The sequence below is a fragment of the Phytoamicus setariae genome (assembly GCF_016722925.1).
GTDB lineage: Bacteria > Pseudomonadota > Alphaproteobacteria > Rhizobiales > Rhizobiaceae > Rhizobium_E > Rhizobium_E setariae.
Genome location: NZ_JAEQNC010000001.1, coordinates 80,406 through 100,219, shown reverse-complemented (window position 1 = coordinate 100,219; position 19,814 = coordinate 80,406). Strand labels below are relative to the sequence as shown.

The 19,814-nt window shown below is 59.8% G+C and carries 21 protein-coding genes; 13 read left to right on the top strand and 8 right to left on the bottom strand.

All coding sequences use genetic code 11. The annotated features are described in order from the left end of the window. Positions 1-25: 25 nt before the first annotated feature. Together JJB09_RS00515 and JJB09_RS00510 are read right to left on the bottom strand one after the other, a co-directional pair. Complete coding sequence (locus JJB09_RS00515) at positions 26-472, bottom strand: SRPBCC family protein (RefSeq protein WP_210341627.1); 447 nt, start codon at positions 470-472, stop codon at positions 26-28. Beyond that, complete coding sequence (locus JJB09_RS00510) at positions 459-800, bottom strand: ArsR/SmtB family transcription factor (protein WP_201651734.1); 342 nt, start codon at positions 798-800, stop codon at positions 459-461. The genes JJB09_RS00515 and JJB09_RS00510 overlap by 14 nt, the downstream gene beginning before the upstream one ends. A 243-nt stretch (positions 801-1,043) precedes the next feature. Between JJB09_RS00510 and rimP the strand changes: the two genes are divergently transcribed. The 7 genes from rimP (at position 1,044) to truB (ending at position 9,157) form a co-directional block, all read left to right on the top strand. Further along, positions 1,044-1,634: a ribosome maturation factor RimP gene (rimP, locus tag JJB09_RS00505; protein ID WP_201651732.1), complete on the top strand. Its 591-nt coding sequence runs from the start codon at positions 1,044-1,046 to the stop codon at positions 1,632-1,634. A gap of 60 nt (positions 1,635-1,694) precedes the next feature. Continuing rightward, positions 1,695-3,323, top strand: coding sequence for a transcription termination factor NusA (gene nusA, locus JJB09_RS00500; protein WP_201651730.1), 1,629 nt, complete (start codon positions 1,695-1,697; stop codon positions 3,321-3,323). A gap of 20 nt (positions 3,324-3,343) precedes the next feature. After that, the gene (locus JJB09_RS00495) at positions 3,344-3,994 is read left to right on the top strand and encodes an RNA-binding protein (protein WP_201651728.1); all 651 of its coding nucleotides are present in this window, start codon (positions 3,344-3,346) and stop codon (positions 3,992-3,994) included. Between the two features lie 69 nt (positions 3,995-4,063). After that, positions 4,064-6,754, top strand: a complete 2,691-nt coding sequence (gene infB, locus JJB09_RS00490; protein ID WP_201651726.1) for a translation initiation factor IF-2 — start codon at positions 4,064-4,066, stop codon at positions 6,752-6,754. A 233-nt stretch (positions 6,755-6,987) separates the two neighbouring features. Then, positions 6,988-7,668, top strand: coding sequence for a hypothetical protein (locus JJB09_RS00485; protein ID WP_201651724.1), 681 nt, complete (start codon positions 6,988-6,990; stop codon positions 7,666-7,668). Between the two features lie 149 nt (positions 7,669-7,817). Beyond that, positions 7,818-8,225 (top strand): 30S ribosome-binding factor RbfA, encoded by a 408-nt coding sequence (gene rbfA / locus JJB09_RS00480; protein ID WP_201651723.1) that lies wholly within the window; start codon positions 7,818-7,820, stop codon positions 8,223-8,225. Positions 8,226-8,227: 2 nt separating this feature from the next. Continuing rightward, the gene (truB, locus tag JJB09_RS00475) at positions 8,228-9,157 is read left to right on the top strand and encodes a tRNA pseudouridine(55) synthase TruB (protein ID WP_201651721.1); all 930 of its coding nucleotides are present in this window, start codon (positions 8,228-8,230) and stop codon (positions 9,155-9,157) included. On the opposite strand, the gene JJB09_RS00470 is transcribed toward truB, so the two are convergent. The 3 genes from JJB09_RS00470 to gstA are packed head-to-tail and all read right to left on the bottom strand — an operon-like array spanning position 9,154 to position 10,387. Further along, a complete protein-coding gene (locus JJB09_RS00470) occupies positions 9,154-9,369 on the bottom strand; it encodes a tautomerase family protein (RefSeq protein WP_201651719.1) in 216 nt (71 codons plus the stop codon). The two genes, truB and JJB09_RS00470, sit on opposite strands and share 4 nt — an antisense overlap. A gap of 9 nt (positions 9,370-9,378) precedes the next feature. Next, on the bottom strand, positions 9,379-9,756 hold the full coding sequence (locus JJB09_RS00465) for a nuclear transport factor 2 family protein (protein WP_201651717.1): 378 nt from the start codon (positions 9,754-9,756) through the stop codon (positions 9,379-9,381). Positions 9,757-9,778: 22 nt separating this feature from the next. Beyond that, positions 9,779-10,387: a glutathione transferase GstA gene (gstA, locus tag JJB09_RS00460; RefSeq protein ID WP_201651715.1), complete on the bottom strand. Its 609-nt coding sequence runs from the start codon at positions 10,385-10,387 to the stop codon at positions 9,779-9,781. 138 nt (positions 10,388-10,525) lie between these two features. Between gstA and JJB09_RS00455 the strand changes: the two genes are divergently transcribed. The 6 genes from JJB09_RS00455 to JJB09_RS00430 all read left to right on the top strand — a co-directional run bounded on the left by JJB09_RS00455 (position 10,526) and on the right by JJB09_RS00430 (position 16,926). Next, the gene (locus JJB09_RS00455) at positions 10,526-10,903 is read left to right on the top strand and encodes a winged helix-turn-helix transcriptional regulator (protein ID WP_201651713.1); all 378 of its coding nucleotides are present in this window, start codon (positions 10,526-10,528) and stop codon (positions 10,901-10,903) included. Between the two features lie 204 nt (positions 10,904-11,107). Further along, a complete protein-coding gene (gene rpsO, locus JJB09_RS00450) occupies positions 11,108-11,377 on the top strand; it encodes a 30S ribosomal protein S15 (RefSeq protein WP_201651711.1) in 270 nt (89 codons plus the stop codon). A 249-nt stretch (positions 11,378-11,626) separates the two neighbouring features. Next, complete coding sequence (gene pnp, locus JJB09_RS00445; protein ID WP_201651709.1) at positions 11,627-13,765, top strand: polyribonucleotide nucleotidyltransferase; 2,139 nt, start codon at positions 11,627-11,629, stop codon at positions 13,763-13,765. Between the two features lie 187 nt (positions 13,766-13,952). Continuing rightward, positions 13,953-14,969, top strand: coding sequence for a class I SAM-dependent methyltransferase (locus JJB09_RS00440; protein ID WP_201651707.1), 1,017 nt, complete (start codon positions 13,953-13,955; stop codon positions 14,967-14,969). Between the two features lie 277 nt (positions 14,970-15,246). Next, entirely contained in the window at positions 15,247-16,353 is a 1,107-nt protein-coding gene (locus JJB09_RS00435) for an AraC family transcriptional regulator (RefSeq protein ID WP_246748520.1), read from the top strand. A 324-nt stretch (positions 16,354-16,677) separates the two neighbouring features. Then, positions 16,678-16,926, top strand: a complete 249-nt coding sequence (locus JJB09_RS00430) for a LuxR C-terminal-related transcriptional regulator (protein ID WP_201651705.1) — start codon at positions 16,678-16,680, stop codon at positions 16,924-16,926. Between the two features lie 214 nt (positions 16,927-17,140). Here the strand turns inward: JJB09_RS00430 and fabI are convergent, their stop codons facing one another. The 3 genes from fabI to fabA are packed head-to-tail and all read right to left on the bottom strand — an operon-like array spanning position 17,141 to position 19,732. Beyond that, complete coding sequence (gene fabI, locus JJB09_RS00425) at positions 17,141-17,947, bottom strand: enoyl-ACP reductase FabI (protein WP_201651703.1); 807 nt, start codon at positions 17,945-17,947, stop codon at positions 17,141-17,143. Between the two features lie 4 nt (positions 17,948-17,951). Continuing rightward, the gene (gene fabB / locus JJB09_RS00420; protein ID WP_201651701.1) at positions 17,952-19,172 is read right to left on the bottom strand and encodes a beta-ketoacyl-ACP synthase I; all 1,221 of its coding nucleotides are present in this window, start codon (positions 19,170-19,172) and stop codon (positions 17,952-17,954) included. A gap of 44 nt (positions 19,173-19,216) precedes the next feature. Next, the gene (gene fabA, locus JJB09_RS00415) at positions 19,217-19,732 is read right to left on the bottom strand and encodes a 3-hydroxyacyl-[acyl-carrier-protein] dehydratase FabA (RefSeq protein ID WP_201651699.1); all 516 of its coding nucleotides are present in this window, start codon (positions 19,730-19,732) and stop codon (positions 19,217-19,219) included. Positions 19,733-19,814 lie beyond the last annotated feature (82 nt).

The window sequence follows — 19,814 nt, the reverse complement described above, 5'->3', positions numbered from 1 at the left end:
GCCGCCCAGCCGGTCTCCAGTGCCGTCAGGCTAGCACGAGGGTGAGCTGGTCGAACATTCGCGTCCAGCCCTTGATATGGCCGTCCCGAGACTCTTCGCTCGAGAACTTGACCTGCTTCAGTGCGACAAGCGTCGACCGCATCCCGATTTCGGTAAAGTCGATCGTCACGACACTGTCATCCTGCGAAAAGGGCGATTCCCAGGTGAATGCCAGGCGCGAATAAGGCTTTACTTCCAAGTAGGTGCCGGCATGCGGAACTTCCTTGTCTTCCAGCTTCATGACGATGGAGAAGCGTCCGCCTTTGACCGGGTCGTTCTGCACCGTCGCGTCCATCCCCTCGCCGTCGCAGGGTCGCATGAACTTCGCCAATGTTTCGGGTTCGAGCCAGGCATTGAAGACCTTCTCGAGCGGGGCGGCGATCGTGCGGCTGACATTCAGTTCAAGTTCACTCACGGCATCAAGTACACTCATGATCGTCTTCCTTTGAAGCGAGCAGTTGATCGAGCGCCGAAAGGCGCAGTTCCCATACAGACTTCAGTTGCCCGAACCAATTTTCCGTATGTTTCAACGGATCGAGCTCCGCCGCAATATAGTGTTCGCGGCCCAAAGTCCGGCGAGTGACCAGTCCCGCCTCCTCCAGCACCTTGATATGTTTGGAGACGGAGTTCAGGGACATGGCAAAATGGGAGGCGAGAGCCGTCACTCTCAGCGGCCCCTCCTGGACGAGGAGCGTGAGGATATGCCGCCGCGTGGTATCTCCGACAGCCTTGAGGATACGTGACAGAGTTTCGTCTTCCATTTATTCACCCTGTTGGTTGAATATTCCATTTCGCCTCATTAGTCAACCATAAGGGTGAATATTTTGACAGCTACGGAATCTCCCGTCCACTGAAACTTTGGCCCGCAAATGGCGCAAAGCTTGCAATTCGCGATGGGGCGGAGTATATGAAGTCCAAATTCTTGATCTTTTGATGAAGGGTGGGCCCGAAAGGACCCGCTCTTTTTTGTTACCCCCGGCACGGCCGGGTGAAACGAGAGCAAAATGAACGACACGGTAATCGAACCGAGACTGATCACTGAAACCGGCATTGATGCCCGCGTGGCTGAAATCATCGAGCCCGTCATCAATGGCATGGGCTACCAGCTGGTGCGCGTAAAGCTTTCGGGCCAGAACGGCATGACGCTGCAGATCATGGCCGAGCGCCCCGACGGCACGATGACGGTCAATGACTGCGAGATCCTGTCGACGGCAATCTCACCGGTGCTCGACGTTGAAGATCCGATCGACAAGCAGTATCATCTGGAAATGTCCTCGCCGGGCATCGACCGGCCGATGGTGCGCAAGTCCGATTTCTCGCGCTGGAGTGGACACCTGCTCAAGTGCGAAACCTCTGTCATGGTTGAGGGGCGTAAGCGCTTCCGCGGCAAGATCGTCGGCACCACCGAGGAAGGCTTTATCATCGATCGCGACCAGCCGGCTGCCGGCGAAGAGCCGCAGGTGACCATTCCCTTCACGGCGCTGGCCGAGGCACGGCTGATTCTGACCGATGACCTGATCCGCGACGCGCTGAGGGCCGACAAAGCCGCACGCGAAGCGGCCAACCAGAACAACGAAGACGAGGATGAAGGCTGATCGCCGCAAGGCTTCAGCTCATTCTTGGTAACTTGACCATCCAAATGGAGACCTAAGACGATGGTAGTGAGTGCAAACAGGCTGGAACTTCTCCAGATCGCCGACGCGGTAGCGCGGGAAAAGTCCATCGACCGCGAGATCGTTCTCGCCGCGATGGCGGACGCGATCCAGAAGGCTGCACGCTCGCGCTATGGCACCGAGTCCAACATCAAGGCCGACATCAATCCGAAGACGGGCGAGATGAAGCTGCAGCGCCTGCTTGAAGTGGTCGAACACGCGGAAGACTATTCCCGCGAGATCCCGCTCTTGCTGGCCCGCGACCGCAACCCGGATGCCCAGATCGGTGACTTCATTGCAGATCCCCTGCCGCCGATGGATTTCGGCCGCATTGCCGCGCAGTCTGCCAAGCAGGTCATCGTGCAGAAAGTGCGCGAAGCCGAGCGTGACCGCCAGTTCGACGAATACAAGGATCGCATCGGCGAAATCATCAATGGTACCGTCAAGCGCGTTGAGTATGGCAACGTGATCGTCGATCTCGGCCGTGGCGAAGGCATCATCCGCCGCGACGAAATGATCCCGCGCGAAGCGATGCGCCCCGGCGACCGTGTCCGCGCCTTCGTCTACGACGTCCGCCGCGAACAGCGCGGCCCGCAGATCTTCCTGTCGCGCACCCATCCGCAGTTCATGGTCAAGCTCTTCACCATGGAAGTGCCCGAAATCTACGACGGCATCATCGAAATCCGTTCGGTCGCCCGCGATCCGGGTTCGCGCGCCAAGATTGCCGTCATCTCCAATGACAGCTCCATCGATCCTGTCGGCGCCTGCGTTGGTATGCGCGGCAGCCGTGTCCAGGCCGTCGTCGGCGAGCTGCAGGGCGAAAAGATCGACATCATTCCGTGGTCCAACGATCCGGCCAACTTCATCGTTAACGCGTTGCAGCCGGCGGAAGTCGCCAAGGTCGTTCTCGACGAGGATGCAGAGCGCATCGAAGTTGTGGTTCCCGACGAGCAGCTTTCGCTCGCCATCGGCCGCCGCGGCCAGAACGTTCGCCTCGCTTCGCAGCTGACCGGCTGGGATATCGACATCCTGACCGAAGCGGAAGAGTCGGAACGCCGCCAGAAGGAATTCAACGAACGCACCAAGCTGTTCATGGATGCACTGGACGTCGACGAAATGGTCGGCCAGGTCCTGGCTTCGGAAGGCTTTGCGCAGGTCGAAGAACTTGCCTATGTCGAACCGAGCGAAATTTCCTCGATCGACGGTTTCGACGACGAAACCGCCGTGGAAATCCAGACCCGCGCCCGCGACTATCTCGAAAAGCTCGAAGCCGAGATGGATGCCAAGCGCAAGGAACTGGGCGTAGAGGACGAACTCTACAAGATCGAAGGCCTGACCGCCGTGATGCTTGTGGCGCTTGGCCAGGACGGCATCAAGACGATCGAGGACTTCGCCGGCTGCGCCGCTGACGATCTCGTCGGCTGGACCGAAAAGAAGAACGGCGAGACCAAGCGTTTCGAAGGCCTGTTCCAGAAGTTCGACGTTTCGCGCACCGATGCCGAAGCCATGATCGTTCAGGCGCGGCTGTCTGCCGGCTGGATCACGGAAGAGGATCTGGCCAGGGAAGCCGCAGCACTAGCTGCCGAAAGCAGTGACGAGGCTGATGAGGCCGGCGAAGCTGAAGAAGCTTGAGACAAAGGCGGCGATCACTCATGCAATCCGAAAAAGACCTGGATCCGGACGAATTCATGAGTGAACGCATGTGCATCGTAACACGCGAGACGCATCCGGCGGAGGACATGATCCGCTTCGTCGCCGGGCCGGATGGCTCGGTGGTGCCGGACCTGAAGCGTGTATTGCCAGGACGCGGCTGCTCGGTGAAAGCCGAACGGCCGCTGCTCGAAAAGGCCGTGCAGAAGAACATATTTGCACGGGCACTGAAAAAGGACGTGAAACCTGCGGCGGACCTCGCCAGCCAGGTCGATCGGCTGCTGGTCATGAACATGACCGGCATGATGAACATGGCCCGCAAAGCTGGACAATTCCTTTCCGGCAGCACGAAGGTCGACAATGCCGTACGGTCTGGTGAAGCACTTGCTGTGTTCCACGCGACCGATGCCGCCCCCGACGGGGTAAGAAAGATTGCACAGGCCCGCAAGGCCTGGGCGCTCGTCATGGACGAGCCGGAACAGGTGCCCTCGTTCCAGATGATTTCCTATGAGGAAATGCAGGAACTAATGGGCGATAATGCATTTATCCACGCCGTAGCGCTTGCAGGGCAGGCCGGTGAGGGTGTAGTGAAGCGCGCGAAACTGCTTGAGAGCTATCGTGGCGGCAACGCGCAAAAGGCATCGGGCAACTGATGCCGCGATTTTTTGAAGGCGAAGGGCGCCTGCTGTGATGTAGAGCTGCTCTGGAAGAACGGGACCGGAATGACGGACAACAACGACGACAAGACACTGCATGTATCTGGCAAGAAGACCCTGACGCTGAAGCCGTCCGGGCTGCAGCAGGGTACGGTGCGCCAGGACATGGGGCGCGGCCGCACGAAGGCCGTTGTCGTGGAGACCCGCAAACGCCGTCATTCAGGTCCTGATGACAAGCCGGCAGTAGTTACGCCGATCGTGGCGAAACCCGCACCGCAACCTGTGCAGCCGCAGCCTCGCATCCATCAGCAGGAACAGCCGCGCCGACCCGAGCCGCAGCGCCGTCCGGAGCCTTCGCGCACCGGCAACGTGCTGAACGAGCTTTCCGCCGGTGAAATGGAAGCCCGTCGCCGCGCGCTCGCCGAAGCTGCGGTACGCGATGCAGCCGAAGCCAAGGCTCGCGCCGAAGAAGCCGTTCGCCGTGAAAAGGCGATGGCCGAGGAAGCCGCACGTCAGGCCGCCGAAGATGCTGCCCGCAAGGCAGAAGAAGCCTCTCGCCCAGCAGTCGAGCCGGTCGCTGAAGTCAAGGCCGAACCGGTCGTCGAACGGGTTGCACCTGCGGCCCCAGCCGAGCTTGTCCGTCGCACCGACAGCGCGGCTCCGCAGGCACGTCGTCCCGATGGCCGTCCGGCGGCTCCCGCTGTCCTGCAGCCTGCAGCTCCAGGAAAGCCTGGCGTCGCAGTGCCGGGCCGTGGCCGCGGCCGCGACGAGGAAGAAGAAAGCCGTAGCCGCGGGACTCCCGTGCGTGGCAAGCTTCCCAGCCGCGTCGAAGTCGCCAAGCCTGTTCGCAAGGTCGAAGATAACCGCCGCGCGCCAACCAAGGTCGTCGTCGGCGGAGAAGATGAAGACGGCACGCAGCGCGGCCGCTCGCTTTCGGCAATGCGCCGCCGGCAGGAGAAATTCCGCCGCAGCCAGATGCAGGAAGTGCGCGAAAAGGTTCTGCGCGAAGTCATCCTTCCGGAAACGATTTCCATCCAGGAACTCAGCCAGCGTATGTCCGAACGTTCGGTCGACGTCATCAAGTTCCTGATGAAGGAAGGCCAGATGATGAAGGCGGGCGACATCATCGATGCCGACCTTGCTGAACTGATCGCGGTCGAATTCGGCCACACCGTCAAGCGCGTTTCGGAATCCGACGTCGAAATCGGCATCTTCAACCGCGATGACGAAGAAGGCGAAATGCTGCCGCGTCCGCCTGTCGTGACCATCATGGGCCACGTCGACCACGGCAAGACCTCGCTTCTCGATGCGATCCGCCATGCAAACGTGGTTGCCGGCGAAGCCGGTGGCATCACCCAGCATATCGGCGCTTATCAGGTCGAGCAGAACGGCAGCAAGATCACCTTCATCGACACGCCAGGCCACGCCGCGTTTACCGCAATGCGTGCTCGTGGTGCGCAGGTCACCGACATCGCGATCCTCGTGGTCGCCGCCGATGACAGCGTGATGCCGCAGACGATCGAATCGATCAACCACGCAAAGGCGGCCGGTGTGCCGATCATCGTGGCGATCAACAAGGTCGACAAGCCATCCGCCAATCCGCAGAAGGTTCGCACCGAACTTCTGCAGCACGAAGTGTTCGTGGAATCGATGGGTGGTGAAGTGCTCGACGTCGAAGTTTCGGCCAAGACCGGTGCCGGCCTCGACAAGTTGCTGGAAGCAATCGTCCTCCAGGCTGAAATCCTCGACCTTCGCGCCAATCCGAACCGGACGGCAGAAGGCTCTGTGGTCGAAGCCAAGCTCGATCGCGGCCGGGGTTCCGTTGCGACCGTTCTCGTTCAGAAGGGCACGCTGCGTCCGGGCCAGATCATCGTCGCCGGCGACCAGTGGGGTCGTGTGCGTGCGCTGGTCAACGACCGTGGCGACCACATCAAGGAAGCCGGTCCTGCAACGCCGGTCGAAATCCTCGGTCTGCAGGGCACGCCGCAGGCGGGTGACCGTTTCGCCGTGGCTGAAAATGAAGGCCGCGCCCGCGAAATCGCCGAATACCGTCAGCGCCTGACCCGCGAGAAGGCTGTTGCCCGCCATGCTGGCCAGCGCGGCTCGCTGGAACAGATGATGACGCAGCTCACCGCTGCCGGCGTCAAGGAATTCCCGCTGGTCATCAAGGGCGACGTGCAGGGCTCGATCGAAGCCATTGCCGGCGCACTCGACAAGATCTCCACCGGCGAAGTCCGCGCCCGTATCGTCCATTCGGGCGCTGGTGCGATCACCGAGTCCGATATTTCGCTGGCAGAGGCTTCCAATGCCGCGATCATCGGCTTCAACGTGCGTGCCAATCCGCAGGCTCGCGATGCCGCCGAACGTGCCGGCATCGAGATCCGCTACTACAACATCATCTACGATCTGACAGATGACGTGAAGGCAGCGATGTCGGGCCTGCTTCCGCCGGAGCGCCGCGAAACCTTCCTCGGTTATGCAACGATCCGGGAAGTGTTCAACATCACCAAGGTCGGCAAGGTCGCCGGTTGCCAGGTTACCGAAGGCAAGGTGGAACGTGGCGTCGGTGTTCGCCTGCTGCGCGACAACGTCGTCATCCACGAAGGCAAGCTCAAGACCCTCAAGCGCTTCAAGGACGAAGTCTCGGAAGTGCAGACCGGCCAGGAGTGTGGCATGGCGTTCGAGAACTACGAAGACATTCGCGCAGGCGACGTCATCGAGTGCTTCCGCGTGGAAATGATCACCCGGACGCTCTAAGCTTGCGAAGATATAATGATCCAGAAAATGGCGGCTTTGGCCGCCATTTTTTTTGCGACAGGCGCTACTGCCACACACTAACCTGAAGATGGCAACCATTTGCCGAGCGCCGCCTTGCGTTGTCGCCTCGCATTTTTTATGCAAAGCAACTGGCACGCAAGTTTGTAACAAGCCTGCTGCGCTAGACCCCTGTGCATTGGATGTATTCCTTTCATCGCATGGACGGTTTGGAAATGCTCAGATACGCACCTCAGCCAAAGTCAAATAACCTCGCTCGCTATGAGGCCGTGAACCGGCGCCTCTCCATTTCGTTCGAGCGTGACCCGGCCGAGCATGTCGAAGTCATGCTCTCTGCGGGACGCTGGCATATGACCGCCCCACGCCCACGCTACACTTGGCTCGTCCTTGCGGGCGCCATAGCCTCTGGCCTCGCCATCGGCCTGCTGATGGAACTCTATCGCCGCTTCGCATTGCCGCTGGTTCTGGACGCACAGATGATTCCGACACTTTCGGTCGTACTCTTCCAGTTCCTGCCATTCGTGATCCTGATCGCCGCGCTGGTCCTCGGCCGGTCGCGCTATCTCGACAGGCTGCGCCGCCAATCCTTCGAGACGCAGCTGGAAACCGGCCAGTTCATCGACACCGACGTCTATGACAACGGCATCGAGACGACATCGGGCGACGTCACCGTCTGGATGCCGTGGGGCACCGTGCGCGATGTTGTCGTGTCGTGCGGCCGCATCGAGGTTTTGGGCGATGCCTTCATCGCCTACCTGCCTGAGCGTGCATTCCCCAACAAGGAGGCCTTCCACCGGGCGTCCGTCCTGCTCGCCGACCTGCGCCTGGAAGCGCAGGTCGTGCCGCTTTTCGAGCAGGAAGAGGAACGCGAAAACGCGCTGGATCAGGCAGCCTGAGCAGCACCGCCTCCCTCGGAGCTACCCAGCAAAGCGTGGAGTCGTCGCACTCTCTGACACCGATTTCGGCTCCGCACTTGACGTTTTGGCGCAAAAGGTTCATTCCAGCCCGCTTGAGCGTTGGCCGTTTTGGCCCCATTGGAAGCACCATGTCTAAAGCCACATCCTCCTCGCCCTCGCAGCGCATGTTGCGGGTAGGCGAGCAAGTCCGTTCAGCAGTCACTCAGGTGCTGCAGCGCCGCGAGATCATTGATCCCGTGATCGAAAATGCAGTCGTGTCGATTTCGGAAGTGCGTATGTCACCGGATCTCAAGATCGCGACGGCGTATGTCACGCCGCTTGGCGCCAAGAACCACGATGAAATCGTCGCCGCGCTGAACCGCAACGCGAAATTCATTCGCGGCAAAATCGGCGGCGCACTCCGGCAGATGAAATACATGCCGGAAGTCCGCTTCCGCGACGACACCAGCTTCGAAAATTACCGCAAGATCGACGAACTTCTGAAATCCCCGGAAGTTGCCCGCGACCTCGACAATGAAGAAGAAGACCAAGACTAAGCATGTCCAAGCCAAGAAAACCCAAGGGCCGCCCGATTTCCGGCTGGCTGATCCTCGACAAGCCTGTGGACTTCGGCTCGACCGAAGCCGTCTCCAAGATCAAGTGGCTGTTCAAGGCGCAGAAGGCCGGACACGCCGGCACGCTCGATCCGCTCGCCTCCGGCATGCTGCCGATCGCGCTGGGCGACGCCACCAAGACGGTGCCATACGTCATGGATGGCCGCAAGATCTATGAATTCACGGTCTCCTGGGGTGAAGAGCGCTCGACTGACGATCTCGAGGGGCAAGCAACCCAGACCTCTGAGAACCGTCCTGCCGAGGAAGCCATTCGCGCGATCCTTCCCAACTATACCGGCGTGATCCAGCAGATCCCGCCGCAGTTCTCCGCCATCAAGATTGCCGGCGAGCGCGCTTACGATCTGGCCCGCGAGGGGGAGACTGTCGAGATTCCGGCACGCGAGGTGGAAATCCATCGTCTGACGCTCGTCAAGGCGGAACAGGATCGTGCCTGGTTTGAAGTCGAATGCGGCAAAGGCACTTACGTGCGGTCTCTGGCACGCGATTTTGGCCGTGATCTCGGCTGCTACGGCCACATCTCGGAACTTCGCCGTTCATATGTGGCGCCGTTCGACGAGGACAAGATGGTGCCATTGGCCGAGCTGGTCGCACTCGAAAGCATCGAGGACATGGACGAGCGGCTCGCCGCGCTCGATGCGTTCCTCATCGACACCGGCGAAGCGCTTTCGGCGCTGCCGCATCTTGCCATCAGCGATGATCAGGCTCGCCGCCTGCGATCAGGCAATCCAATCATCCTTCGGGGCCGTGACGCGCCGCTGCCGGTGCCGGAAGCCTACGCCACCGCCAAGGGCGAACTGATCGCCATCGGCGCCATCGAGGAAGGCGAATTCCGCCCCAAGCGGGTGTTCGGCTAAGCCGGCTTTGCGGCGGCCTTCTTCCGGTACTCTTCCACCGGCAGGCCGCCGATACCCCAATGCTCCATCTCGACCTCATCGATAACGACGACCGTCGTGGCCGGGTTCTTGCCCAGCACATCGACCAGAAGATCAGTAACGCCCTTTATAAGCGCCGCCTTCTGTTCGCTTGTCGCACCCTCGCGGGTGATCTTGATGTTGACATACGGCATGGGCGCTCCTCAGCTTGCGATGATGTCGTGGTGGAAAACCTTCGAAATGATCTGCCAGCGCCCCTCCAGCCGGATCAGCGACAGGCAATCGGTAAAAAACTTGTCGCCGATCGCACAGTTCACCCGCGCGGTTGCCGTGGCCGGCCCGGCAAACTCTATGGAAACGATGCTGTCGCGACGCGGCTCGCTACGGCTTGCCGGCGATGGCCGGGCTGCGACGATGGGGAAATATTCCCCCATCGTGCGGTAAAGCAGGGAGCCATCGGAAGCCGATACATATTGCGCCTGCGGATGGAACACGCGGGCGAGCCGCACCGTGTCGCTGAAGTACAGACCATCGAAATAGTCCCGCAACACTGCTTCGATTTCAGCAAATGCACTGCTCATGATCGCTCCCTCCTCTTCATGCTCAGATCAGGCCTTCGGCCTTCAGCGTCGCCTGAACGGCCGGACGCGCGGCGACGCGTTCCATATAGGCCGTCAGCTTGGGCCAGGCGGCGAGCGATATGCCGGTCATATGCGACCAGTTGGTCACGACGAAGGCATAGGCGTCAGCAACGGTGAAGTTGGCGCCGGTCAGGTAAGTCCGGCCATCTGCGAGACGCGATTCCAGCCACGCGAACTTCTTGGCCACCCCTTCGCGCAAGGCATCCTTTTCCGCATCTGTCTTGCCTGGATGGAAGAGCGGGCTGAAAGCCTTGTGCAGTTCGGATCCGACATAGTTCAGCATTTCCTGCACACGGGCGCGGTCAAGGGTGCCGGCCGGCGGGGCAAGTTCCGTCGCGCCATTGGTGTCGGCAATGTACTGCAGGATAGCCGGCCCCTCGGTCAGCACTTCGCCACCACCGATGTCGAGCGCCGGAACGGCCCCCTTGGGATTGATCGCCCAATAGTCGCGCCCGCTCTCCATGACCTTGGTCTTGGTGTCGACCTTCTCGATTTCGAACGGCTTGCCAATTTCATTCAGAACGACGTGGGATGCCATTGAGCAGGCGCCGGGGGAATAGTACAACTTCATCTATGGTTCTCCTGGGTTGCGAAACGCTGTTTGCGCGGTTTACCTATGTGATCTAGTATCCATTTGTAACCACCATTCTTGTGGTAACCATGATTTCGTGATAACCGCCGGGTAACCTGATATCGGGAGTGAGACTCCATGCCGCTGAAGCGTCGCAAGAACACCGCGCCCCACCCTTCCTGCCCTCTCGCCAAATGCATGGGGCTGCTTTCGGGCGCCTGGACGCCGAATATCATCTGGTATCTGAGCCAGGGCCCGCGCCGGTTTTCCGAACTACGCGCCGACATTCCCACCATTTCGTCAAAGGTGCTCAGCACACGGCTCAAGGAACTGGAGGGGCGCGGCATCCTGAACCGCCAGGTGATGCCGACATCACCCCCCTCGGTGGAATATGCGCTGACGCCGCTTGGTGGCGAGTTGATGCCGGCGATCGAAGCCATTGTCGATGTCAGTCACCGTCTGAGGCTGAAGGCACTCGGCCTTTGCGACGAGGCCGAACGCGCCACCGCGGCCTGACGCTGACGCACCCGCGCATGACCGCCATCCGGTCCAGGCCGCCGCCCGGATCAAACCGATTCGCATGCGGCCCTTTCCTTTTGCCTAAAATTCGTCTATAGGCCGCGCCAGCAAACGAGTTTTCTTTGCTTTCACTGGCCAGAGCTGGACGACATCCCGGCTTTGGGCGTCTCTAAAAATCCAAAAAAATCGAAAGGATTACCGATGTCGATTACTGCAGAACGCAAAGCCGAACTCATCGTCCAGTACGCAACCGTACCAGGTGATACCGGTTCTCCGGAAGTTCAGGTCGCCATTCTGACCGAGCGGATCAACAATCTGACCGAACACTTCAAGGGCCACAAGAAGGACAACCACTCCCGTCGTGGTCTCCTGAAGATGGTTTCCAGCCGCCGTTCGCTTCTTGATTATCTCAAGAAGAAGGAAGAAGGCCGCTACCAGAAGCTGATCCTGGCTCTCGGCATTCGCCGCTAAAACCTTTTCGGCGGAAGGGCTCTGGCCTTTCCGCCGTTTTCAATTTCCCGGCTCGCCGGGCCCCCTGAAGACGGATGGGCCGTTGCCTCAGGGAATGCCACCAGCCCATCATGGGGCAGGATTGCAGGACGTTTCCCGGCTGGGTTTGCCGGTACACAAGAAGCATCCCGCTGTCTTGCCCGTGATGTGCCCCAAAAGCGGAGCGGATTGCGAAAGTAAAATCGCCTCCGCGCACACAAAGGACAAAACATGTTTGAAACCCACAAGGTAGAAATCGAATGGGCAGGCCGCCCGCTCATCCTGGAGACGGGCAAGATCGCCCGCCAGGCTGACGGCGCAGTGCTCGCCACCTACGGCGAGACCGTGGTTCTCGCCACTGTCGTCTCCGCCAAGGAGCCGAAGCCCGGCCAGGATTTCTTCCCGCTGACCGTCAACTACCAGGAAAAGACCTATGCCGCCGGCAAGATCCCGGGTGGCTACTTCAAGCGCGAAGGCCGTCCGAGCGAAAAGGAAACGCTGGTTTCCCGCCTGATCGACCGCCCGATCCGCCCGCTCTTCCCGGCTGGCTACAAGAACGACACCCAGGTCGTCGTCACCGTCATGCAGCATGACCTTGAAAACGATCCGGACGTGCTGTCGATGGTCGCCGCTTCGGCTGCCCTGACGCTTTCCGGCGTTCCCTTCATGGGCCCGGTCGGCGGCGCACGCGTCGGCTACATCAACGGCGAATATGTTCTCAACCCTCATCTCGACGAGAACGACGAGAGCGTTCTCGATCTGGTCGTTGCCGGTACGTCCGAAGCCGTTCTGATGGTTGAATCCGAAGCCAAGGAACTCAACGAAGAGATCATGCTCGGCGCCGTCATGTTCGGCCACCGCGGCTTCCAGCCGGTGATCGACGCGATCATCAAGCTCGCTGAAGCTGCCGCCAAGGAGCCGCGCGACTTCACCGCACCGGACCATTCCGAGCTCGAAGCCGCAATGCTCAAGCTCACGGAAGAAGAACTCCGCGCCGCCTACAAGAACACCGAAAAAGCCGCCCGCTATGCTGCCGTCGATGCCGTCAAGGCAAAGGTCAAGGCGCATTTCGTCGACGCCGAAGGCAACAGCAGCTATCCGTCTGACGTCATCGGTTCGGTGTTCAAGGAACTGCAGGCGAAGATCGTTCGCTGGAACATCCTCGACACCAAGAGCCGCATCGACGGCCGCGACCTGGAAACGGTTCGCCCGATCGTTGCCGAAGTCGGCCTTCTGCCGCGCACGCACGGTTCCGCCCTGTTCACCCGTGGCGAAACGCAGGCGATCGTCGTTGCCACGCTCGGCACCGGTGAAGACGAACAGTATGTCGACAGCCTGACCGGCATGTACAAAGAAACGTTCATGCTGCACTACAACTTCCCTCCCTACTCGGTCGGTGAAACCGGTCGCATGGGCTCCCCGGGCCGCCGCGAAATCGGCCATGGCAAGCTTGCATGGCGCGCTGTCCACCCGATGCTGCCGACTGCGGAAGCGTTCCCCTACACGCTGCGCGTCGTTTCCGAGATCACCGAGTCCAACGGCTCGTCGTCGATGGCCACCGTCTGCGGCACTTCGCTGGCTCTGATGGATGCCGGTGTTCCGCTTGCCAAGCCGGTTGCCGGTATCGCCATGGGCCTGATCAAGGAAGACGAGCGTTTCGCCGTTCTCTCCGACATCCTGGGCGATGAAGATCACCTCGGCGACATGGACTTCAAGGTGGCCGGTACCGATGCTGGTATCACGTCGCTGCAGATGGACATCAAGATCGAAGGCATCACCGAAGAGATCATGGGCATCGCGCTCAACCAGGCAAAGGGCGGTCGCCTCCACATTCTCGGCGAAATGGCGAAGGCCATCTCCGAGAGCCGTGGCCAGCTGGGCGAATTCGCACCGCGCATCGAAACCATGAACATCCCGGTCGACAAGATCCGTGAAGTCATCGGTTCGGGCGGCAAGGTCATCCGCGAAATCGTCGAAAAGACCGGCGCCAAGATCAACATCGAAGATGACGGCACGATCAAGATCGCGTCCGCATCCGGCAAGGAAATCGAAGCGGCCCGCAAGTGGATCCATTCGATCGTCGCTGAACCGGAAATCGGCCAGATCTACGAAGGCACTGTCGTCAAGATCGCCGATTTCGGCGCGTTCGTGAACTTCTTCGGTCCGCGCGACGGTCTCGTGCACATTTCGCAGCTCGCTTCCGAACGCGTCGCCAAGACCAGCGATGTCGTCAAGGAAGGCCAGAAGGTCTGGGTCAAGCTGCTGGGCTTCGATGAGCGCGGCAAGGTTCGCCTTTCGATGAAGATCATCGACCAGGCGACCGGCAAGGAAATCGCACAGGAAAAGAAGAGCGCGGAAGACGCTGAATAAGCGCTTCTCGCGACTTGGATTGAGGCGCGGGAAACTCCCGCGCCTTTTTCATATTCACGAAGCATACAAGAATGCCCCCTCATCCGGCCCTTCGGGCGACTTTTGCCAGTTGCTGGAAAGATAGGCCGAAGGGCCGGATGAGGGGGCGGACGCACTGCAGTTCGCCCCAAAGAGAAAGCCACACAACATGAGCCGTGACGCCGTAAAAACCCTATTCCATCCTTTCGCCACACGAACGCTGACCCCGCCTGCGCAAGGCGAGCGTGTCCTCTTCCTCGGTGCGGAGGCCGGCTTCGACCTTCCGGAAGACTTCGGTGCGGCAATCACCGCCGTGCAGCCGTTCCGACCTCTCTACAACGGCTTGATGCGTCGTGGCATCGAGGCCCAGCCCTTCACCGAGGGCGAGGACTACGACATGGCGCTGGTCCTGCTGAACCGCCATCGCGGCGCCAACGAGAACTATCTTGCTGATGCCCTGAAGCGGGTTCGCCCCGGCGCCCGCATCGTGGTTGCCGGCTCGAAGGAAGACGGCGTGCAATCGCTGCGCAAGCGCGTGGGCGGCCTGGGGCTAGAGACCGAGCATCTTGCCAAGTACCATGCACAGGCGTTCTGGTTTGCCAGGCCCGTGGACAGTGAAACGATCACCAAAGCCTTGGTGCAGCCGCAGGCATTCGTACTCGACCGCTTCGTGACCGCACCGGGAATGTTTTCGCATGGAGAAGCCGACCCAGGCTCGGTATTCCTGGCACGCTACTTCCCCAAGGATTACAAGAAGCTGGTTGCGGATTTTGGAGCCGGCTGGGGCTTTCTCGCCTCCGAATTCTATTCGGCTTCGCCGAACGTCGAAGGCATCGACCTTTACGAGGCCGACCATCCATCGCTCGAGGCGGCTCGCCGCAACCTCAACACACTGGCTCCCAAACTCAGCGCACGTTACTTCTGGCACGATCTCGCTCGCGAGGAGGTCAAGCACCGCTACGACCTGATCATCATGAACCCGCCCTTCCACGAAGGCCATGCCACCGAGCCTTCGCTGGGCCAGGCGATGATCAAGATGGCAGCCAGCGCGCTGAAATCCGGCGGTGAATTGCTTATGGTCGCCAATCGCGGGCTGCCATACGAGCCGGTGCTCAAGGAACTGTTCCGGACCAGCGGCGAAGTAGCCCGCAACGCCCGCTACAAGGTTCTATCGGGCAAGAAGTGACATTAAAAATACAGCAGCCGCACGCAAATTTGCGGGCGGCTGGCCCAAGCAGTCGATTGACGGTCTTGTAAAGCCGCGAATCCAGCATAGTCGGCAACGCATAATTGCAGTGCCGACCTGCCCCTTATGCATACCCGTTCCTGACGGCCTCGGTCATATGCTCTTTCGTCGCCCACAAAACAGCGCGGCATTGTGACCGAACGCCCGGAAACGCGCCGAACTTCTCCATTATATCGTTATATTTCATCTACTTACGACTACTCCACACAATTCGCAATTGTGTCATTTTCAGGGCAAGACACCGGGAAACACCTGTGTTAGCATTCGGCGCCAACAACTTAACATATTGCGCCAAATGGCTATCAAACGCGAAACCGAACTCGATCGATACTCGGCGCCTTCCGGTCTCGCTTCAGCGATCGGCGAGACCGCTGCGCTCTATGGAATCGATATCGTACCCATATGTGCGGCCCTTGATATCGACCCCGCCACGTTCAGCGATCTAACAGGGCGCATCAGCCTGGACCGGCTTTGCAGGCTACTGGAAACGTGTGCGCTTATTGCCAATGACGACATGTTCGGGCTTAAAGCCACCGAACACTTCCGTTCGGGCTCGACGGGCCCATATGGATACGGGCTGATGGCCGCGCCCACCGCGCTCGACTTCCTTCGGTTTTTGGGCGAGCACCAACAGTACGTCTCATCCAAAAGCTATATCAAGTTCACCATCAATGAGTTCAGTGCAGAAGTCGAGTTTTCTTACTCGCCCCTGATACTCAAGCGAAATCAATATGTTGACATGGGAATGGCGCTTATCCTGCAGCGGTTAAGGACCATTCTCGGCAGCCGGACCGACTTCATCGAGGTCGGAATGGAGCGCCCGAAGCCTAAGAGCCAGGCACTCTATCGCGAAAAAATCTCCCGAAAGGTGAACTTCGATCGCCGCGTCAACTCAATCAAGCTGCCTGCCGAACTCTTCTCTGTGCGCAACCCCAATGGCGATCCCCGCCTTTTCAGATTGATGGATCTGCAATGCAGGTCGCTTCGACCACCCCCACAAAAAGAAGCTGACTTCACTGAGGAACTGAGGGAGTTCATTCTTTCCCGGATATCGGAGAGTGTCATCAGCCTCAGCGAAGCTGCTGAATTCTTTCGCGTTTCCGAGAGAACGCTACAGCGGCGCCTGGCAGACGCAGGCACCAGCCTCAATGATACGCGCGACGAGGTGCGGCGTGGGCTGGCAGAAAAACTGCTCGCCGAGACCGACCTGAGCGCCGCCGAGATCGCGTTGCGTCTTGGCTATTCCGCGCCCAGCGCGTTCACACGCTCAACGCTCCGATGGTTTGGCAAGACACCGCGCGATGTCCGCAAGGCGGCAGTGTAAAAGGCTCGGCTTGCTGCATGGAAAATCCTGAAGACGCGGTCGCGCGTCATGCAGGAACTTCACTTGCGGCGCCAATATTTTTAGCATTTGTTCAAAAGTTTGGCGTGTCGAGTGAATGCGCCGAAATCTGTTTCGAACTATTACACCGCCAATCCGAAATGAAACTGGGTTGTGACACACCGCTTTGCGAGGGGGACCGCGAGGCGGGCTTGTTTTGTGCGGAACCCAGTACGTTTCAATGCAGTTACATCAATGGTGAACGAACACATCCCGTGTGGAGCAAGGAGGGGCTTCAAGCGGGACAACGCGAAACGGTATGTTGTAATGAGCCAGAATTCCCTGAAATTGAGCATCAAGGACGAGCTGATCGAACTGTCTCGACTTGAACTCGATTGTCTGAAACTCGCCGCTAACGGCCACCGGACGAACCAGATCGGCAGTGAACTGAATGCCAGCGAGAAGGAAGTCGAAATCCTTCTTTACTGCGCGGAGCGCAAGCTCGGTGCAAAAAACCGACTTCATGCGATCGGTATCGCCGTTTCGCAAGGCCTGATCGGGATCGACTACAAGTAATCGATTCCGGGCGGGTGCTGCTGGTGTTTCCACAGCAGATCTGTGTGCCACCTCTATCGGCACCTGGTTAATGTGGAGTCCGAGGACGGCGGATCGCCTGCAGCACCGAATTTCCAGTAGTGCGTATGACAAAAGGGCCGTCGAACATGATGTTCGACGGCCCTTTGTTCATTTCCGACCAGCCTGGCGATCGCCGCGGCCGGTTCGCAGTTGCTTATTCAGCGTCGTTCTTGCCCAGCGTCTCGAGCGTCGGCATCGACGTGATGTTGTAGCCGGCATCGACATAGTGGATCTCACCCGTAACGCCGCTCGAAAGTGGCGACAGCAGGTAAAGCGCAGAGTTGCCGACATCGTCGATTGTCACCGTACGGCGCAACGGCGAGTTCTTCTGCTGCCAGGAAAGCATGGCGCGCGCATCCGAGATACCGGCGCCCGCGAGCGTACGGATCGGGCCTGCAGAGATAGCGTTGACCCTGATGCCGCGTGGACCGTAATCCGACGAAAGGTAGCGAACGGACGCCTCGAGCGCCGCCTTGGCGACACCCATGACGTTGTAGTTCGGCATGATACGCACCGAGCCGCCATAAGTCAGCGTCAACATCGAACCGTCCTCGCCCATAAGATCGGCGGCTCGCTTGGCGACTTCCGTAAACGAGAAGCACGAGATCAACATCGTCTTGGTGAAGTTGTCGCGTGTCGTGTCGGCATAGAGCCCCTTGAGCTCATTCTTGTCGGAGAAGCCAATGGCATGGACGATAAAGTCCAGCCCGCCCCACCGCGCTTCGATCGACGAAAACACCTTGTCGACCGATGCCAGATCTTCCACGTCACATTCGAGCAGGAAATCGGAATTGGCTTCGGCCGCCAGCGGCCTGACGCGTTTCTCCAGCGCTTCACCCTGATAGGTGAAGGCCAGTTCCGCGCCCTGCGCAGCCAGCGTTCTGGCGATCCCCCAGGCGATGGAGTGACTGTTGGCGACCCCCATGATGAGGCCGCGCTTTCCCTGCATGATCCCGGTCATGGCCTCACCCATTAAAGCGCTCGAAGACGAGCGTCGCGTTAGTCCCGCCGAAGCCGAAGGAGTTCGAAAGCGCCGTGTCGATCTTTGCATCGTCGATCCGCTTGCGCACGATCGGCACGCCGTCGAATTCCGGATCCAGCGTCTCGATGTGGGCGCTTTCGCCGATGAACTTGTTCTGCATCATCAGGATCGAGTAGATCGCTTCCTGAACGCCGGCTGCGCCGAGCGAATGGCCGGTAAGGGACTTCGTCGACTGGACATGCGGCATGTCAGCGCCGAAGACTTCGCGAATGGCGCCGATTTCCTTGCTGTCGCCAACCGGCGTCGAGGTGCCGTGGGTGTTGACGTAGTCGACGCGGTTCTTGACGGTCGACAGCGCCTGACGCATGCAGCGGATGGCACCCTCACCGGAGGGTGCGACCATGTCGTAACCGTCCGACGTCGCGCCGTAGCCCGTCAGTTCGCAATAGATCTTGGCGCCGCGCGCCTTGGCATGCTCGAGTTCCTCGAGGATGAGAACGCCTGCTCCACCGGCGATGACAAAACCGTCGCGGTTGGCATCGTAAGCGCGCGAAGCGCGTTCCGGCGTGTCATTGTACTTGGAGGACATCGCGCCCATGGCGTCGAAGAGGTTCGACATCGACCAGTCGAGGTCTTCGTGCCCACCGGCAAACATCATATCCTGCTTGCCCCACTGGATCATCTCCGCCGCATTGCCGATGCAATGCGCCGACGTCGAGCAGGCCGACGAAATCGAATAGTTGACGCCGTGGATCTTGAACCAGGTGGCCAGCGTGGCCGATGCCGTCGAAGACATAGCCTTGGGAACCGCAAACGGGCCTATGCGCTTGGGGCTGTTGTTCTGGCGGGTGATATCGGCCGCCTCGACGATCTGGCGCGTGGACGGACCGCCCGAACCCATGATGATGCCGGTGCGTTCGTTGGAGATATCGCTCTCCTCGACGCCGGAGTCGGCAATCGCCTGCAGCATCGCGATGTGATTCCACTGTCCGCCGGTCGACAGGAAGCGGGTCGCGCGGCGATCCACCATCCCCGTCACGTCAATCTTCGGGGCACCCCAAACCTGGCACTTGAAGCCGTGTTCGGCAAAATCGGGGGAATGCGAGATGCCGGACTTTGCATTGCGCAGGGCTTCAGTGACTTCGGCGGCATCATTGCCGATGGATGACACGATCCCAAGACCGGTGACAACGACACGTCTCATAGCTTCAAACCTTCAGTGGTTGACATTCGGGCCGGAGCTGGTGCTCAGGCCGCTTTCTCCTTGGACAGACCGACCCGGAGATCGGACGCCTGGTATATGGTCTCGCCGTCAGCCTTGAGCCAGCCATCGGCAGTGCCGAGAACCAGGCGGCCGCGCATGACGCGCTTGAAGTCGATACCGTATTCAATGAGCTTTGTGTTCGGGCGGACCATGCCCTTGAACTTCACTTCGCCTGTGGACAGGGCCATGCCGCGCCCTTCTTCCCCAAGCCAGCCAAGGAAGAAGCCGGTCAACTGCCACATGCCGTCAAGGCCCAGGCAGCCCGGCATGATCGGATTGCCTTCAAAATGACAGGGGAAATACCAATCATCAGGACGAACGTCATATTCGGCGCGAATATAGCCCTTGTCGAAGGCCCCGCCGGTTTCGGAAATATCGGTGATGCGATGAACCATCAGCATCGGAGGAAGGGGCAGCTGCGCATTGCCCGGGCCGAACAGCTCGCCGTGCGCACAACTCAGAATCTCTTCATAGGTATAGCTTGATTTCTGAACGGCCATAAAAGGCTATCCCCCTTCTCTTCATATGTAATTCAGGCCCCCGACGGCGTCGGCGGAGCATCCAGCTAGCGCCAATATAGGA

Bases quoted from the DNA above. Each gene is read 5' to 3' on its own strand.
- JJB09_RS00510 (WP_201651734.1), bottom strand. From the start codon at position 800: ATGGAAGACGAAACTCTGTCACGTATCCTCAAGGCTGTCGGAGATACC.
- JJB09_RS00515 (WP_210341627.1), bottom strand. From the start codon at position 472: ATGAGTGTACTTGATGCCGTGAGTGAACTTGAACTGAATGTCAGCCGC.
- JJB09_RS00465 (WP_201651717.1), bottom strand. From the start codon at position 9,756: ATGAGCAGTGCATTTGCTGAAATCGAAGCAGTGTTGCGGGACTATTTC.
- pnp (WP_201651709.1), top strand. From the start codon at position 11,627: ATGTTTGAAACCCACAAGGTAGAAATCGAATGGGCAGGCCGCCCGCTC.
- fabI (WP_201651703.1), bottom strand. From the start codon at position 17,947: ATGACCGGGATCATGCAGGGAAAGCGCGGCCTCATCATGGGGGTCGCC.
- infB (WP_201651726.1), top strand. From the start codon at position 4,064: ATGACGGACAACAACGACGACAAGACACTGCATGTATCTGGCAAGAAG.
- rimP (WP_201651732.1), top strand. From the start codon at position 1,044: ATGAACGACACGGTAATCGAACCGAGACTGATCACTGAAACCGGCATT.
- gstA (WP_201651715.1), bottom strand. From the start codon at position 10,387: ATGAAGTTGTACTATTCCCCCGGCGCCTGCTCAATGGCATCCCACGTC.
- JJB09_RS00495 (WP_201651728.1), top strand. From the start codon at position 3,344: ATGCAATCCGAAAAAGACCTGGATCCGGACGAATTCATGAGTGAACGC.
- rpsO (WP_201651711.1), top strand. From the start codon at position 11,108: ATGTCGATTACTGCAGAACGCAAAGCCGAACTCATCGTCCAGTACGCA.
- fabA (WP_201651699.1), bottom strand. From the start codon at position 19,732: ATGGCCGTTCAGAAATCAAGCTATACCTATGAAGAGATTCTGAGTTGT.
- JJB09_RS00455 (WP_201651713.1), top strand. From the start codon at position 10,526: ATGCCGCTGAAGCGTCGCAAGAACACCGCGCCCCACCCTTCCTGCCCT.
- JJB09_RS00485 (WP_201651724.1), top strand. From the start codon at position 6,988: ATGCTCAGATACGCACCTCAGCCAAAGTCAAATAACCTCGCTCGCTAT.
- nusA (WP_201651730.1), top strand. From the start codon at position 1,695: ATGGTAGTGAGTGCAAACAGGCTGGAACTTCTCCAGATCGCCGACGCG.
- JJB09_RS00430 (WP_201651705.1), top strand. From the start codon at position 16,678: ATGAGCCAGAATTCCCTGAAATTGAGCATCAAGGACGAGCTGATCGAA.
- fabB (WP_201651701.1), bottom strand. From the start codon at position 19,172: ATGAGACGTGTCGTTGTCACCGGTCTTGGGATCGTGTCATCCATCGGC.
- rbfA (WP_201651723.1), top strand. From the start codon at position 7,818: ATGTCTAAAGCCACATCCTCCTCGCCCTCGCAGCGCATGTTGCGGGTA.
- JJB09_RS00440 (WP_201651707.1), top strand. From the start codon at position 13,953: ATGAGCCGTGACGCCGTAAAAACCCTATTCCATCCTTTCGCCACACGA.
- JJB09_RS00470 (WP_201651719.1), bottom strand. From the start codon at position 9,369: ATGCCGTATGTCAACATCAAGATCACCCGCGAGGGTGCGACAAGCGAA.
- truB (WP_201651721.1), top strand. From the start codon at position 8,228: ATGTCCAAGCCAAGAAAACCCAAGGGCCGCCCGATTTCCGGCTGGCTG.